The sequence below is a fragment of the Streptomyces bottropensis ATCC 25435 genome, assembly GCF_000383595.1.
GTDB classification, from domain to species: Bacteria; Actinomycetota; Actinomycetes; order Streptomycetales; family Streptomycetaceae; genus Streptomyces; species Streptomyces bottropensis.
In genome coordinates this window covers 7,257,616-7,271,886 of the sequence record NZ_KB911581.1, presented here as the reverse complement: position 1 = coordinate 7,271,886, position 14,271 = coordinate 7,257,616, and the positions used below count along the sequence as shown (strand labels likewise).

Genomic DNA, 14,271 nt, shown 5'->3' with positions numbered 1-14,271 from the left:
CTGCGCGAGAAGCCCCACCGGACCCGCGGCCGAGCCCGGCACCCCTGCGGCCGAGCCCGACACCCCTGCCGCAACCCAGGTGGACACCCTCCCGCAACCCCCTCGGCGAGACTACGCTGAACACCTGCTCAGGAGCGTTTCGGGAGGTGGCGTCATGACCGGCGGCTGGAACGTACGCGACATCCCCGACCAGCACGGCCGCACCGCGGTCGTCACCGGCGCCAACAGCGGCATCGGATACGTGGCGGCACGGGAACTCGCCCGCCGCGGCGCCCACGTCGTCCTCGCCTGCCGCAGCGAGGAGCGCGGCGCGGCGGCACTGGAGCGGATGAGTGCCGAAGTCCCGCACGGAAGCCTGGAGCTGATCCGGCTCGACCTCGGCGACCTGAGTTCCGTCCGGGACTTCGCGGACACCTACGCCCGCACCCGCGACCGCCTCGATCTGCTCGTCAACAACGCGGGCGTGATGGCCGTCGCGCAGGGCCGCACGGCCGACGGCTTCGAGACGCAGTTCGGCACCAACCACCTCGGTCACTTCGCGCTGACCGGCCTGCTGCTGCCGTTGCTCCTGGCCACTCCCGGCGCCCGGGTCGTGACCCTCTCCAGCACCATGCACTTCAGGTCGAACATCGACATCGACGACCTCAACAGCGAGCGCAAGTACGGGCGTTGGGTCGCCTACGGCCGCTCCAAGACCGCCAACCTGCTGTTCACCCACGAGCTGGCCCGGCGGCTGGCCACTCACCACTACGAGGTGGTCGCGGCGGCCGCGCACCCGGGCTACGCGGCGACCAACCTCCAGACGGCCGGAGCCACCGCCGAGGGCCGCAAGGGCGTCGAGCGCTTCATGCGCGTCGGCAACAGCGTCTTCGCCCAGTCCGCCGAAGCGGGCGCCCTGCCCACGCTGTACGCGGCGACCGCCCCCGGCGTACGCCCCGACTCCTTCATCGGGCCGTCCTTCCTGATGTGGCGCGGCGCGCCCGGCCCCTCCAGAAGGGCGCCCTGGGCCCACGACGACCGGGCCGGCGAACGCCTCTGGACGGCCTCCGAGCAGCTGACCGGCGTCACGTACGAGCAACTGAAGGCGTGACGCGGCAGCCGTGGCCCTGCCTACGCGGCGCGCACCTCGTACGCCGTGATCCGTACCGCCTCGTCGTCCAGGCACTCCCCGCTCGCCAGGTCGAAGCGCTGCTTCAGCAGCGGCGAGGCCACGAACGGGCGGCCCTGGTGGCTGCCGGTGAGACCCCGGGAGAGGACGGCGGCGCCGCCGAACGGGTCGCGGTTGTCGATGGCGTACAGCCTGCCCGCGCGGTCGAGGAACAGCGCGGCCTGGTTGCCGTCGGGGAGCAGGGCGGCCACGCCGCGGCCCGGGGTCAGCAGGGTCAGGTCGCAGACCGTGAACCAGCCGTCCGCCAGCCGCAGCTGGACCTTCACATCGGTCTTCTCGGGGGCGATCGTCATCGCTGGGCGCTTCCTTCCAGGACATCGGCGGGCCGCAGGCCGATGGACAGCAGGGGCAGGTCGGGCTTGATCTGGTCACGCTCGGGGACGAAGCCGACGACCGGGTCCGGGGTGTCCGGGGCGTTGACGAAGGACACGAACCGGGCGAGCTTCTCGGGGTCGTTGATGGTGGAGGCCCACTCGTCGGCGTAGGCCGAGACGTGGTCGGTCATCAGGGACTCCAGCTCCTCGCAGATGCCGAGGGAGTCCTCCACGACCACGTCCCGGACGTGGTCCAGGCCGCCGGGGATCCGCTCCAGCCAGGTCGAGGTGCGCTCCAGGCGGTCCGCGGTGCGGATGTAGAACATCAGGAACCGGTCGATCAGCTTGATCAGCTGGGCGTCGTCGAGGTCCTGGGCCAGGAGGTCCGCGTGGCGGGGAGTGGCGCCGCCGTTTCCGCCGACGTAGAGGTTCCAGCCGTTGGAGGTGGCGATGATGCCGAAGTCCTTCGACTGGGCCTCGGCGCACTCGCGGGCGCAGCCGGAGACCGCCGACTTGAGCTTGTGCGGGGAGCGCAGGCCCCGGTAGCGCAGCTCCAGGTCGATCGCCATGCGGACCGAGTCCTGGACGCCGTAGCGGCACCAGGTCTGCCCGACACAAGACTTCACCGTGCGCAGCGACTTGCCGTAGGCGTGGCCGGACTCGAAGCCGGCGTCCACCAACCGGGCCCAGATGAGGGGGAGTTGCTCGACACGTGCGCCGAACATGTCGATCCGCTGACCGCCGGTGATCTTCGTGTAGAGACCGAAGTCGCGGGCGATCTCGCCGATCACGATCAGCCCCTCGGGGGTGATCTCGCCGCCGGGGATGCGCGGGACGACGGAGTACGAGCCGTTCTTCTGCAGGTTGGCCAGGAAGTGGTCGTTGCTGTCCTGCAGGGCCGCCTGCTCGCCCTCCAGGACGTAGCCGCTGGCGCCGATCGTCGGGGCGAGGGAGGCGATGATCGAACCGACCGTGGGCTTGCAGACCTCGCAGCCGTCGCCGCCCTTGGCCTCGTCGCGGCCGTAGCGGTCCAGCAGCTGCTGGTAGGTGTTGATGCGCAGGGCGAGGACGATCTCGTACAGCTCCTCGCGGGTCTGCGAGAAGCAGCCGCACAGGCCCTTGTCGACGACGACACCGCCGGCCTCCAGCTCGGCGGTGACCAGCTGGCCCAGCACCTTCACACAGCTGCCGCAGCCGGTGCCGGCCTTGGTGCACTTCTTGACCTCGGGCACCGTGGTGCACCGGTGGTCGGTGACCGCGCCGCGGATCGCGCCCTTGGACACGTTGTGGCAGGAGCAGATGATCGCCTCGTCCGGCAGCGCGGACGGGCCGAGCTGGGCGCCGCCGCCGGAGCCCGCCGGCAGCACCAGCGACTCGGGCGAGACCGGCGGGACGGACCCGGTGAACGCCTTCAGCGTGCCGTACGCCTCCGCGTCGCCGACCAGGATGCCGCCGAGCAGCTCGCCGTCGCGGCCGATGACCAGCTTCTTGTAGACGCCCGAGCGGGAGTCGGAGTACACGACGTCCAGGCAGTCGGCACTCGCGCCGTGCGCGTCGCCGAAGGAGGCCACGTCCACGCCGAGCAGCTTCAGCTTCGTCGACATGTCCGCGCCCGTGAACGCGGCCTCGTCGGCGGCGATGGTCGCGGCGGCCGTCTCGGCCTGCTCGTACCCGGGCGCCACCAGGCCGTACACCCGGCCGTCGGAGGCCAGCGCGCACTCGCCGATCGCGAACACGTGCGGGTCGCTCACGGTCCGGCACTGCTCGTCGACGCTGATGCCGCCGCGCTCGCCGACCGTCAGGCCGCAGTCGCGGGCGAGCTGGTCGCGGGGGCGGACGCCGGCGCTGAACACGACCAGGTCGGTGGCGAGTTCGGAGCCGTCGGAGAGCTTCATCCCGGTGACGGCACCCTGCTCGTCGACCACGATCTCCTGGGTGCCGACGCCGGTGTGCACGCTCAGGCCCATGTTCTCGATCGTGCGCAGCAGCGCGGCGCCACCGCCGTCGTCCACCTGCACGGGCATCAGCCGGGGCGCGAACTCCACGATGTGGGAGGTGAGTCCGAGGCCCTTCAGCGCGCCGGCCGCCTCAAGCCCGAGCAGACCGCCGCCGACCACGGCACCGGTCTCGGCCGTCCTCGCGTACTCCTCGATCGCGAGCAGGTCCTCGATCGTGCGGTACACGAAGCAGCCGGTGGCGTCCTTGTTCGGGACCGGCGGCACGAAGGGGAAGGAACCGGTGGCGAGGACGAGGATGTCGTACTCGAAGACCTGCCCGGAGCGGGCCGTGACCTTCCTGGCCTCGCGGTCGACCGTCTCCGCCGGGTCACCGACGAACAGCTCGATGCCGTGCGTCTCGATGAACTCCATGTCGGTCATCGACAGGTCCTCGGGCGTCTTGCCCGCGAAGTACGAGGTGAGCGCCACGCGGTCGTACGCCGGGCGCGGCTCCTCGCACAGCACGACCACGCGGTGCGTGGCGGTCAGGCCGCGCTCGGCGAGCGCCTCCAGGAAGCGCTGGCCGACCATGCCGTGGCCGACGAGCACGATCGTGGGGGTGGGCCCCAGGGTGGCGGACATTCAGGAGCCTCCATCGTTGGTGAGCAGGTGGAGCAGGGGAGCGCCGTCTCCGGGGAGCGGCTCCGCTCCCTCCCAGGCGCGGGCGAGCGCGCCCACCGTGCCGAGTTCGCCGACGAGCACCCCGCCGACCAGGCGGTCGTCGCGGACGACGACCTTGCGGTAGGTGCCGCGTGTGGCGTCGGTGAGCTGGATGACGTCGTCGCCGGGCAGCGGCTCGGGCTCGCCGAACGCGGCGAGATCGAGGAAGTCCGCTCCGGCGAGCGTCAGCCGGGTCAGGGCGCGGGTGCCGGTGTAACGGGCGGCCGGGGACGCGGCGTCGCCGGCCAGCAACTCGGCCAGGACGTCAGCCTGTTCGAGCGCCGGGGTGGCGAGCCCGTAGACCGTGCCCTGGAACTGGGCGCAGTCGCCGATCGCGTGGATGTGGGGGTCGGAGCTGCGCAGCTCCTCGTCGACGATGACGCCCTTGTGCACGGCGAGCCCCGCATCCTGGGCGAGACCCACCCGGGGGTGGACCCCGCAGGCGATGACGACCAGGTCCGCGTCGAGCGTGTATCCGTCGGCCATCGACACCGACCGCACGGCCCCGCCGACGCTGCGCACGGCACGGACACGCGTCTCGGTGTGCACCTCCACGCCGAGGTCGGTGAGGTGGCGTCGGACCAACTTCGAGGCGGACGGGTCGAGTTGGCGTTCCATCAGCCGTTCGCCCTGCTGGGCGAGGACGACCTGGGCGCCGCGCAGGGCGAGCGCGCGGGCGGCGGAGACCCCGAGGAGCCCGCCCCCGATGACGACGGCCCGAGCCCCCGGCCGTACGGCACCGGACAGCCGCAGGCAGTCATCCATGGTCCGGAACGCGTGCACCCCGTCGGGGAACTCGTGCCGCTCCGGGTCCCAGAGGCCGCGCAGCGGCGGCAGCACCGGGTTGGAACCGGTCGCGAGGACCAGTCTGTCGTACGCGATCTCCGTACCGTCCGCGAGATGTACGGCTCGCATCTCGCGGTCGATCCGGACCACCCGGCCGTTCACCAGCCGCGTGGGCTCGGCGGGGGCGGGCAACGCGATGACCTCGGGGGCGTACCGCCCGGCCAGTACCTCGGCGAGCAGCACCCGGTTGTACGGTGTGTGCTCCTCCTCGCCGACCAGCGTGGCGGGCATGCCGAACTCTCCGAGCCGCCGGGCGAGACGTACGCCCGCGAGGCCGGAGCCGATCACCACCACACGCTCGTTCGAGGTCATGTCCTTGAGCCTGCGGTGCCGGTGTTACCCGACCGCATCGCGTCTGTTTCCCACGAGGAACGCTGCCCTCCCCGCGGCCCCGATCCGGGTGTGAGGGGTTTCCGGGAGGGTGTGACGGGGTGTGAGGACACCCGGGATCACGCTGCTGACCTGGCCATACGAGGGCCGCGCAGGCGTATACGGCAGGACGGGGCGGGGCGCGGGGAGACGGGGGGCGCGCCGGGCCGCGGTGCCGTAGGTCACGCCGGGCGGGCATTCACGGCGCAACATCAGGCACGTTGGGCGGGTGCCGGGTGCCGGGTGCCGGGTGCCGGACCCGCGAGGATCCCCACCCCGAGGATCCCCACCCCGAGGATCCTCACCCCCAAGGATCCTCACCTCAGAAGTTCCTCAGGTCGATGGACAGCGCACGTATCGCACCGCATAGGGTCGCGTCGTGCCCGACATATCGCTGACCATGGTCGTAGTCCTCTGCCTCGCCGCCCTCGCGGCCGGTTGGATCGACGCCGTGGTGGGCGGCGGCGGGCTCCTGCTTCTGCCCGCCCTCCTCCTGGGTCTGCCGAACGGCGCCTCGGCCGCGCAGTACGCGCTCGGCACCAACAAGGCGGTCGCCATCGTCGGCACCACGGGCGCGGCGGTCACGTACGCCCGCCGCACGCCCGTCGACGTGCGGATCGCCGTACGCATCGGTCTGGCGGCACTGGCGGGCTCGACGGCCGGCGCGTTCGTGGCCGCCGGTCTGAGCACCGAGGTCCTGAAGCCGGTGGTCATGGTCGTCCTGCTCGCCGTCGGCGCGTTCGTGATCCTGCGCCCCTCCTTCGGCACGACGGCCCCCGCCACGGGCCCCGTCTCGGCACGCCGAGTCCTCGCCGCGATCGGCCTGGCGGGCGTCGGCATCGGCTTCTACGACGGTCTCATCGGCCCCGGCACCGGCACGTTCCTCGTCCTCGCCCTGACCGCCCTCCTCCACCTGGACCTGGTCACCGCCTCCGCCACCGCCAAGATCGTCAACTGCTGCACCAACGCGGGCGCGCTCGCCACGTTCGCCTGGAAGGGCACGGTGTACTGGCAGTTGGCGGCCCTGATGGCGGTCTTCAACCTCGTCGGCGGCACCGTCGGCGCCCGGACCGCCCTCAAGAAGGGCAGCGGCTTCGTCCGGGTCGTACTGCTGACGGTGGTGTTCACGCTGGTGGCGAAGATGGGGTACGAGCAGTGGGTGGCGTGAGGGCGTGAGGGCGTGAGGGCGTGCGGGCGCGCGGGCCTGCGGGTTTGAGGGCTGTGAGGGCTGTGAGGGGCGCGGCGCTCGCCGGGTGCTGGGGGCGGCCGGTGCCGGTGCTCAGCTCGGGCGACTGCCCGTGAGATGGGCGAAGACGACCACGTTGCCCTGGTAGCCGGTCGCCCTCGAATACCCCCCGCCGCAGGTGATGACCCGCAACTCCGGCCGCGTCGCCGCCCCGTAGACCTTCTCGTCGGGGAAGTCCCGCGCGTCGTACACCTCCACCGCGTCCACCGTGAACACGGCCGTCCCGCCGTCCCGCCGGTCCACCTCGACCGTGGCGCCGCGCCTCAGCGCGCCGAGGCGGAAGAAGACGGCGGGCCCCTCGGCGTTGTCCACGTGTCCGGCCACGATCGAGGTGCCCCGGGCGCCCGGGCTGGTGCCGGACTCGTACCAGCCCGCGAGGTTCTCCTTCGCTGCGGGCGGGACGTCCAGGCTGCCCGCGGGCGTGAGGCCGAGCCCCATCAGTGGCGCGTCCACGCGGAGGGAGGGGATGCGGATGCGGTCGGGCGGAGAGGGCGGCAGCGGGACGGCTGCCGGGACCGCGGAGGCGCCGCCCGGCTCCGGCGAGACACTCGGCGTACCGGACCGGAGGTGGGCCTGCGCGGCCGACGGCTGGGGAGGCGCTTGTGAGGCGGTGCCGCTGCGCACCAGCCACGCGCCGCAGAAGAGGGCGATCACGGTCACCCCGGCTATGACGGAGTCGGAGAGCCGACGCACGAGGACCTCCTCACGGCCGTGCGGGCGTTCGCAACGGTCCCTTGTCCTCCCCTCCGGGCCGAGGGGCATCGGGCCCGGAGGGGAGAGGGACGGCGGTACCGGCGGACGGACGGCGGAGGGTGTCCGTCAGATCCCGTCGCCTCTCGCCCGGCGATGCAGGAGCCAGGTACCGCCCGCGGCGGCGACGGCCAGAGCCGCCACGCCCGCCGCGGTCTGTACGGGGTCGGGACCGAGTGCGCCACCGACCCCCGTCTTCACACTTCCCCTCGGATACGCCGGCGGCGCGGTGCGCGTGCCGGTGAGCGAGACCACCAGGTCGCCGGTGACCCTGCGGCCACCGTCGGCGCAGGTCGCGACGATCTCGTACGTTCCCGGCTGCGCGCTCGGCGGCACCTCGAACCGTCCGTCGAGCCGCTGCCGTCCTGAGTCGGGCGCCAGCGGGAAGGAGCCGGCGCCGACCGCGCCGGCGTCCCCCGTCGCCGTACCGCCCGCGCCGCACGCCGTCGTACGGACGGTGACCTCGTCGCCGGGGACGGCACCGGCCGGCGAGACGTCGAGTCGCCCGGTGCCCTCACCGCCGTACGCGGGTGCGGCGGCGAGGGCCGCGAGGGCGACGGCTAGCGCGGTTGCGGTCAGCGGCCGGACGGTACGTCGCATCGTGCTGGCTCCTCCGAGAGTCCTCCGTTCCTTTCCGAGGTAAGTGGCACACCGCGTCGAGCGCTTGCTGATGGTCCGTCAGAAATGATGTGAATGGGTGTCAGGAGGGTGCGGGAGGGGGCGAGTGGCGAGGTGTTCTGGCAGGTCACCGGGGTGAGGTGAGGGTCCTGCGGCAGAGAACGCGATCGAGGGGACCCGGGGGTGTGAACGGGTGACCGGAGGTCGGGTCGGGGCCTCGGCAGGTCGTGGCGGCCTCGGGCTTGACCTCAAGCAAGGTCGAGGTACGAGGGTGGTCCCCATGCAGACCTCAACGGACACGCACACCGGCATCGCGCCCGTCTCCTCCTCCGCCACCCCGGTCCGGGTGACGCTGGTCATCGGCAGCAACCGCACCGGCCGCTTCGGCCCGGTGATCGCCGAGTGGCTGCTGGGGAGGGTACGGCAGCACGACGGCTTCGAGGTCGACGTGGTGGACGTCGCCGAGGCCGACCTGCCGACGACCTTCGCGACGACCCCCGAGAGCACGGCACGTCTGGCCGAGATCACCCCGAAGCTGGCGGCGGCGGAGGCGTTCATCGTGCTGACGCCCGAGTACAACCACTCCTATCCGGCGGCCCTGAAGAACCTCATCGACTGGCACTTCCACGAATGGCGCGCCAAGCCGGTCGCGCTCGTCTCCTACGGCGGCATGTCGGGCGGCCTCCGCGCGACCGAACACCTCCGACAGGTCTTCGCGGAACTCCACGCCACCACCGTCCGTGACACGGTCTCCTTCCACCAGGCCCACGCCGCCTTCGACGAGACCGGCCACCTCAAGGACCCGTCCGCCCCCAACTCCGCGGCCCACGTGATGCTGGACCAACTGTCCTGGTGGGCCCACGCCCTACGCGAGGCGAAGAAGAGGCGCCCGTACGGGGGTTGAGCCGCACGAAGCGCGCGCGGCCCCCACCGCGCGCCCCACCCGGAGGCCGCCTCGGGACACCCTGTCCCCGCCCGACCCGTGGCGGTTGACGCTGACCCGGGGAGGTCGGGCGGGTGTGGGGCGAGGCCTGGGCGGGCTGGGGGTGGCCCGGTGAGGAGGACGGGCGGGCCTGGGAGTGGTGGGTGGGCCGGTCTGGCGAGAGGGCCGAGTGGGCCTCGCGGGGGTGGGCCGACGGGACTGGGCGGGGTGGGTGGGCGGGCCCGGGGGTGGTGGTCCGGCCGGTCTGGCGAGGTGGAGGAGTGGGTCTCGCGGGGGTGGGCCGGCGGTTCCGGCGAGGTGGACGGGCGGGCTTGGGGTGATGGTCCGGCGGGTCTGGCGAAGTAGACGGGCGGCCTCTCCGTGTGTCCCCGGGCCTCTGGCGAGGTGGACGGGCGCGGAGGCGCTGGTCCGGCGGGGCGTACGTGATGGTCCGCCGGGATGCCGGGATGCCGGGATGCCGGGCCAGTCGGTCCGAAAGCGAAGCGGGGCGAAGCCCCCGCTTCGCTTTTCAGGGGCGCGGGGAACTGCGCGAGCAACCACGACGCGCCCGCACCCACCCGCGAGCCCCACACCCCCCGGCCTCCTGACCTCCCGCCCCAAGGGGGTCGAAGGGGCGCCCCCCTGGGGATGGGACGGGTAGGGGCGGCGGGGGCGAGAAAAAGACACCGCCACCACCCCACGCGACCAAGACCTCAGCACCCGCCTCCATGCCCAGGCCCCGGAACCTCAGGCACCTCCTCCACCGGAGGAACAGGCACCTCCGCCCCCGGTGCAATCACCTCAGGCGGCCCAGGCACCTCCACCACGGGCGGCACCTCCACCACGGGCGGTGCCTCCTGCACGGGCGGTGCCTCCACCACGGGCGGCACCTCCACCACGGGCGGTGCCTCCTGCACGGGCGGTGCCTCCTGCACGGGCGGTGCCTCCTGCACGGGCGGTGCCTCCTCGACCGGCGGCACCTCTTGCACGGGCGGTGCCTCCTCGACCGGCGGTGCCTCTTGCACGGGCGGTGCCTCCTCGGCCGGCGGTGCCTCCTCCACAGGCGGCACTTCCTCGGCGGGCGGCGCCTCTTGCGCAGGTGGTTCCGTCACGGGTGGCGCTTCTTCGACGGGCGGTGCCTCCTGCACGGGCGGTGCCTCCCGCACGGGCGGTGCCTCCTCCACGGGTGGTGCCTCCTCGACCGGCGGCGCCTCCCGCACGGGTGGTGCTTCCTCGACCGGCGGCGCCTCCCGAACAGGCGGCACCCCCTCCACCGGCACCCCCTCCCGCACCGGCACCCCCTCGCCCCCACCCGCACCGGGACCGCCGGGCAGACGCGACCCCACCCCCACCACCACACCCCGGCGCTCGACAACCTCCGGCGACCGCCCCTCGGGCCGATGCGGCACCGGAGCCTGCGCGACCGGCACCCGCCGAGCCGCCCCCGCGTCCGAGTCGAGGGGCGTGAGAAGGACACCGGCCACCACGGCGGCAGCCGCAGCGGCCACCCCCACGGCGGCAACCGCGGGCACCTTCACCCCGCCAGCCCCACCCGTAGCCACCTGCCGCACCGCATGCAGCAGTTGCCCGCCATACGCGCCCGCCCCACCGGTCCCACCAGCCCCACCCAGCGCGGTGACCGCCCCGGCGGACCCCGCCGTCAGGGAGAGCAGCAACTTGCCCCCACCCCCACCCACGACGAACACCACAAGGGCCGGACCGACGAGTGCGGGCAGCCGGTCGTTCGTGCGCATCAGCACCGCGAGCCGCGCCCGGCAGTCGTCACACACGTCCACATGGCCGAGCAACTGCTCGGACTGCCGCGAGGTCGCCGTACCGCGCACGTACGCCGGCATACGCCCCCACCGCACCTGACACGCCGGATCGACCGGCGCCCCCGGCTGCTCGCGCAGGAAGGCCTGACGCATCCCCTCACGCGCCCGGTGCAGCAGCACCGCCGTCGCGCCCTGCTTGGCGCCGATCCGCTGCCCGACCGTCTCCAGCGGCTGCCCCTCCGCCTCGGCCAGCCACAGCGCCCGCACCCACCGCTCGGGCAGCTGGCCCAGCACACGCACCAGCAGATCGACGGAGGAGACCTGTTCAGCGGGGTCGGTGGGGTCGACGGCACCGGCGGCGACCCGCACGTCGGCCTCGACCCGCTCGGGAGCGGTGGGATCCAGCGGCGTCTCCCGCGTGGCGGCCGTCCCCGCGGCCGTCGCGAGATGCCGGACCGTCGTCGTCAGATAGGCCGGGACGTTGTCGATCTCGTGCCCCGCCGACAGCCTCCGCCACACACGGAAGTGCGCCTCCGCGACGAGGTCCTCGGCGGTCCAGGAGTTCCTGGTCAGGGAGCGCGCGTACGCGACGAGGCGCGGGTGCTGTTCCTCGAAGATCCGGGTGTACGTGGCGGTCGCGGACGCGGTCGCGGACGCGGGCGGGCCGTCGGTCATGGCGGGGACGCTCTCCAGTCACCTGCTGATGGGTTATGGCCGATTTTGTATGTCGCAATGACAAAAATCTCAAGTAATCACACAAAGTGACTCGCATCACAGCGGGTTACTTCCAAGGCGGCGTAATACAGGGGGCCTTGGCGCAGTCGGACCTGGTGTCACCCGAAGAGACAACTGGCGAACACACGAGCCCGTGGCCTCCGAGCATCCGAAGGGCCTGAACCGCATGAAGAAGTCGAAGCGCCTGAAGGACCCGAAGGACCCGAAGCACCAGACGTGCTTGAACTGGAGACCGCTCATGCACCCCGCGCAGCCCACCATGCCCACACCCCCCGCTCTCGAACAACGCGCCCGCGCCCGCCTGATCACCCCCGACTACGACGAGGTCCCGGTCCGCACCACCCTGCGCTACACCCCGGACGACCCCTTCGCCGTGCACATCGACTTCCCGGCCGGCGTCTCCGCCGACGACGTGAACGTGACCTGGGCGTTCGCTCGCGCCCTGCTGGCGGAGGGGCTGGACAGGCCGACCGGCATCGGCGACGTACACCTGTGGCCCCACGGTTCGGCCCACACCGTCGTGGAACTCCGCTCACCGCACGGCATGGCCATGATCCGCTTCGACACATCCACTCTCCGCCGCTTCCTGCGCCGCTCGTACGTCGTCGTCGCGCTCGGCGGCGAGACCCTCGGTCCGGCGTTCGAAGGCGGCCTCGCGTCCCTGCTGGACGGGGTCTGAGACGGCCAGCCCGGAGCGCCCGCTATGTTCGACCCGAACGTCCGGATGTGCGGAGTGGGCATGCAGAAGACAGATGAACCGGCCGAAGCGGCGGCGACGGCCGGGCCACACGGGACGGCGGCCGGCCCGGAAGCGGCGACGGCCGGGCGGATGACACCCCCCGGCTCCGACGCGGCCCCCGGCTCCGACGTACCCCCTGACACCGACGCGGCCCCCGGCTCCGACGTACCCCCTGACACCGACGCGGCCCCCGGCTCCGACGCGGCCCCCGGCTCCGACGCGCCCCCCGGCTCCGACGCGCCCCCCGACCAGGCCTGGCCCCGTCACTGGCCCCTGCTGCTCCTCGGCGCGGCCGTCGTCCCCGGTGTCGCGCTGTTCGCCATGGCGAGGTGGATGGAGGAACCGGCCGTACAGGCGTGGCGGACCGTCTGTCTCTCCATCGCCGTGCAGGCGCTGCCGTTCCTGCTGCTCGGCACGGCTCTGTCGGGTGCCATCAACGCGTTCGTACCGGCGCGGGTGTTCACCCGGGTGCTGCCCCGCAGGCCGGCGCTCGCGGTCCCGGTCGCCGGTGCCGCCGGGGTGATCCTGCCCGGGTGCGAGTGCGCCTCGGTGCCGGTCGCGCACAGTCTGATCCGGCGAGGGGTCAGTCCGGCCGCCGCCTTCGCGTTCCTGCTGTCGGCGCCCGCCATCAACCCGATCGTCCTGACCGCCACGGCCATCGCCTTCCCCGGCAGCCCCGAGATGGTGCTGGCCCGGCTGCTCGCCTCCCTCGTCACGGCCGCCGGAATGGGCTGGCTGTGGCTCTGGCTGGGGCGCGCGGAGTGGCTCAAGCCGGTCGCGCGTCACACGGGACACCGGCCCGGGCAGAGCCGCTGGAACGAGTTCCGCACCGGTTTCCAGCACGACTTCCTGCACGCGGGCGGCTTCCTCGTCGTCGGCGCGATGGCCGCGGCCACCTTCAACGTCCTCGTCCCGCGTACCGTGCTCGACACCTTCGCCGACTCGCCCTGGCTGTCGGTGCTGTTCCTCGCCGCGCTCGCCATCCTGCTCTCGGTGTGCTCCGAGGCCGACGCCTTCGTCGCCGCGTCCCTCACCGGCTTCTCACCGACCGCGCGGTTGACCTTCATGGTGGTCGGGCCCATGGTCGACCTCAAGCTGATCGCCCTGCAGACGGGCACCTTCGGCCGGGCCTTCGCGGTCCGCTTCTCCAGCGCGACCGTCGTCGTCGCGATCCTGTGCAGCGTCCTGATCGGAGCCGTCCTGCTGTGAAACGACCCCTGCAGGCGCTCCTTCTCCTCCTCTGCGGCCTCGGCCTCCTGCACGCCACCCTCCTCACCGACCACTACCTCAGATACGTCAAGAAGGGCATGTACCCCCTCCTCGTCGCCTCGGGCGCGCTGCTGCTCGTGCTGGGCGCGGCCGAGGCGTGGTCACTGTGGAGGCGGAGCAGGACCGTCGCCCAGCACCGCCACGACGACGGGCACAAGCCCGACGACGGGCACGAGCGCGGGCATGAGCACGAGCGCGGGCATGAGCACGACGACGGGCACGAGCACGACGGCGAGCACAAGCACGACGACGAGCACGAGGACGACGGCGAGTACGAGGACGGCCACGGTCACGATCACTCCACCCCGCCCCGAGTCGCCTGGCTCCTGCTCCTCCCCGCCCTGAGCCTGCTGTTCTACGCGCCGCCGGCCATCGGCGCGTACACCGCCTCCCGTGAGCCCCCCAAGGCGGTGACGATCACCGAGCAGGACGCGTTCGACCCCCTGCCCAAGACCTCACCGCTCCCGATGACCCTCACGGACTTCACCCGCCGGGTGCAGCAGGACCGCGACCGGGCCATCGAGGGCCGCACCGTCCAGCTGACCGGCTTCGTCACCCCGGACAAGGCGACCTCCTCCGGGACGGGCGACGGCGCCGGGGACGCCGGCTGGTACCTCACCCGCGTCATCTTCAGCTGCTGTGCCGCCGACGCCCAGTTCGTGAAGGTACGCGTCCACGACACCCCGGCTCCGCCCGCCGACACCTGGGTCACCCTCACCGGTACCTGGCACCACGCCGGCACCCTCGGCACGAACTCCGCCGAGGCGGCCCTCGACGCCCACAGCCTCAAGAAGATCACCCGCCCGTACAACGACTACACGGACGGCCTCCCCCTCCCAGCCTCCTGATCCGCTCGACCCGCC

The 14,271-nt window shown here is 72.7% G+C and carries 12 protein-coding genes; 6 read left to right on the top strand and 6 right to left on the bottom strand.

Annotated features, from left to right (window positions below; all coding sequences use genetic code 11):
- Positions 1 to 154: 154 nt before the first annotated feature.
- Complete coding sequence (locus STRBO_RS0132255; RefSeq protein WP_005479130.1) at positions 155 to 1,090, top strand: oxidoreductase; 936 nt, start codon at positions 155 to 157, stop codon at positions 1,088 to 1,090.
- A 20-nt stretch (positions 1,091 to 1,110) separates the two neighbouring features.
- Here STRBO_RS0132255 and nirD read toward each other — a convergent pair whose 3' ends face one another.
- The 3 genes from nirD to STRBO_RS0132240 are packed head-to-tail and all read right to left on the bottom strand — an operon-like array spanning position 1,111 to position 5,297.
- Entirely contained in the window at positions 1,111 to 1,461 is a 351-nt protein-coding gene (gene nirD / locus STRBO_RS0132250; RefSeq protein WP_005479126.1) for a nitrite reductase small subunit NirD, read from the bottom strand.
- Positions 1,458 to 4,061 (bottom strand): nitrite reductase large subunit NirB, encoded by a 2,604-nt coding sequence (gene nirB / locus STRBO_RS0132245; protein WP_005479125.1) that lies wholly within the window; start codon positions 4,059 to 4,061, stop codon positions 1,458 to 1,460. The genes nirD and nirB overlap by 4 nt, the downstream gene beginning before the upstream one ends.
- Positions 4,062 to 5,297: an NAD(P)/FAD-dependent oxidoreductase gene (locus tag STRBO_RS0132240; RefSeq protein WP_005479124.1), complete on the bottom strand. Its 1,236-nt coding sequence runs from the start codon at positions 5,295 to 5,297 to the stop codon at positions 4,062 to 4,064.
- A gap of 436 nt (positions 5,298 to 5,733) precedes the next feature.
- Here STRBO_RS0132240 and STRBO_RS0132235 point away from each other — a divergent pair, with 436 nt between their 5' ends.
- A complete protein-coding gene (locus STRBO_RS0132235) occupies positions 5,734 to 6,522 on the top strand; it encodes a sulfite exporter TauE/SafE family protein (protein ID WP_005479121.1) in 789 nt (262 codons plus the stop codon).
- A gap of 111 nt (positions 6,523 to 6,633) precedes the next feature.
- On the opposite strand, the gene STRBO_RS0132230 is transcribed toward STRBO_RS0132235, so the two are convergent.
- Together STRBO_RS0132230 and STRBO_RS0132225 are read right to left on the bottom strand one after the other, a co-directional pair.
- Positions 6,634 to 7,293, bottom strand: coding sequence for a class F sortase (locus STRBO_RS0132230; protein ID WP_005479119.1), 660 nt, complete (start codon positions 7,291 to 7,293; stop codon positions 6,634 to 6,636).
- 126 nt (positions 7,294 to 7,419) lie between these two features.
- Positions 7,420 to 7,950, bottom strand: a complete 531-nt coding sequence (locus STRBO_RS0132225) for a hypothetical protein (RefSeq protein ID WP_005479117.1) — start codon at positions 7,948 to 7,950, stop codon at positions 7,420 to 7,422.
- A gap of 298 nt (positions 7,951 to 8,248) precedes the next feature.
- On the opposite strand from STRBO_RS0132225, the gene STRBO_RS0132220 reads away from it, so the two are divergent.
- Complete coding sequence (locus tag STRBO_RS0132220) at positions 8,249 to 8,872, top strand: NADPH-dependent FMN reductase (RefSeq protein WP_005479115.1); 624 nt, start codon at positions 8,249 to 8,251, stop codon at positions 8,870 to 8,872.
- Positions 8,873 to 9,603: 731 nt separating this feature from the next.
- Here the strand turns inward: STRBO_RS0132220 and STRBO_RS40700 are convergent.
- A complete protein-coding gene (locus tag STRBO_RS40700) occupies positions 9,604 to 11,340 on the bottom strand; it encodes a sigma-70 family RNA polymerase sigma factor (RefSeq protein ID WP_005479114.1) in 1,737 nt (578 codons plus the stop codon).
- Positions 11,341 to 11,533: 193 nt separating this feature from the next.
- Between STRBO_RS40700 and STRBO_RS40695 the strand changes: the two genes are divergently transcribed.
- Genes STRBO_RS40695 through STRBO_RS0132200 form a run of 3 tightly spaced genes read left to right on the top strand, consistent with a single transcriptional unit; the run spans position 11,534 to position 14,256 of the window.
- Positions 11,534 to 12,079, top strand: coding sequence for an SsgA family sporulation/cell division regulator (locus STRBO_RS40695; RefSeq protein ID WP_005479112.1), 546 nt, complete (start codon positions 11,534 to 11,536; stop codon positions 12,077 to 12,079).
- 24 nt (positions 12,080 to 12,103) lie between these two features.
- Positions 12,104 to 13,348, top strand: a complete 1,245-nt coding sequence (locus tag STRBO_RS0132205; RefSeq protein WP_020115408.1) for a permease — start codon at positions 12,104 to 12,106, stop codon at positions 13,346 to 13,348.
- Positions 13,345 to 14,256: a TIGR03943 family putative permease subunit gene (locus STRBO_RS0132200; protein WP_005479107.1), complete on the top strand. Its 912-nt coding sequence runs from the start codon at positions 13,345 to 13,347 to the stop codon at positions 14,254 to 14,256. Before STRBO_RS0132205 ends, STRBO_RS0132200 begins: the two co-directional genes overlap by 4 nt.
- Positions 14,257 to 14,271 lie beyond the last annotated feature (15 nt).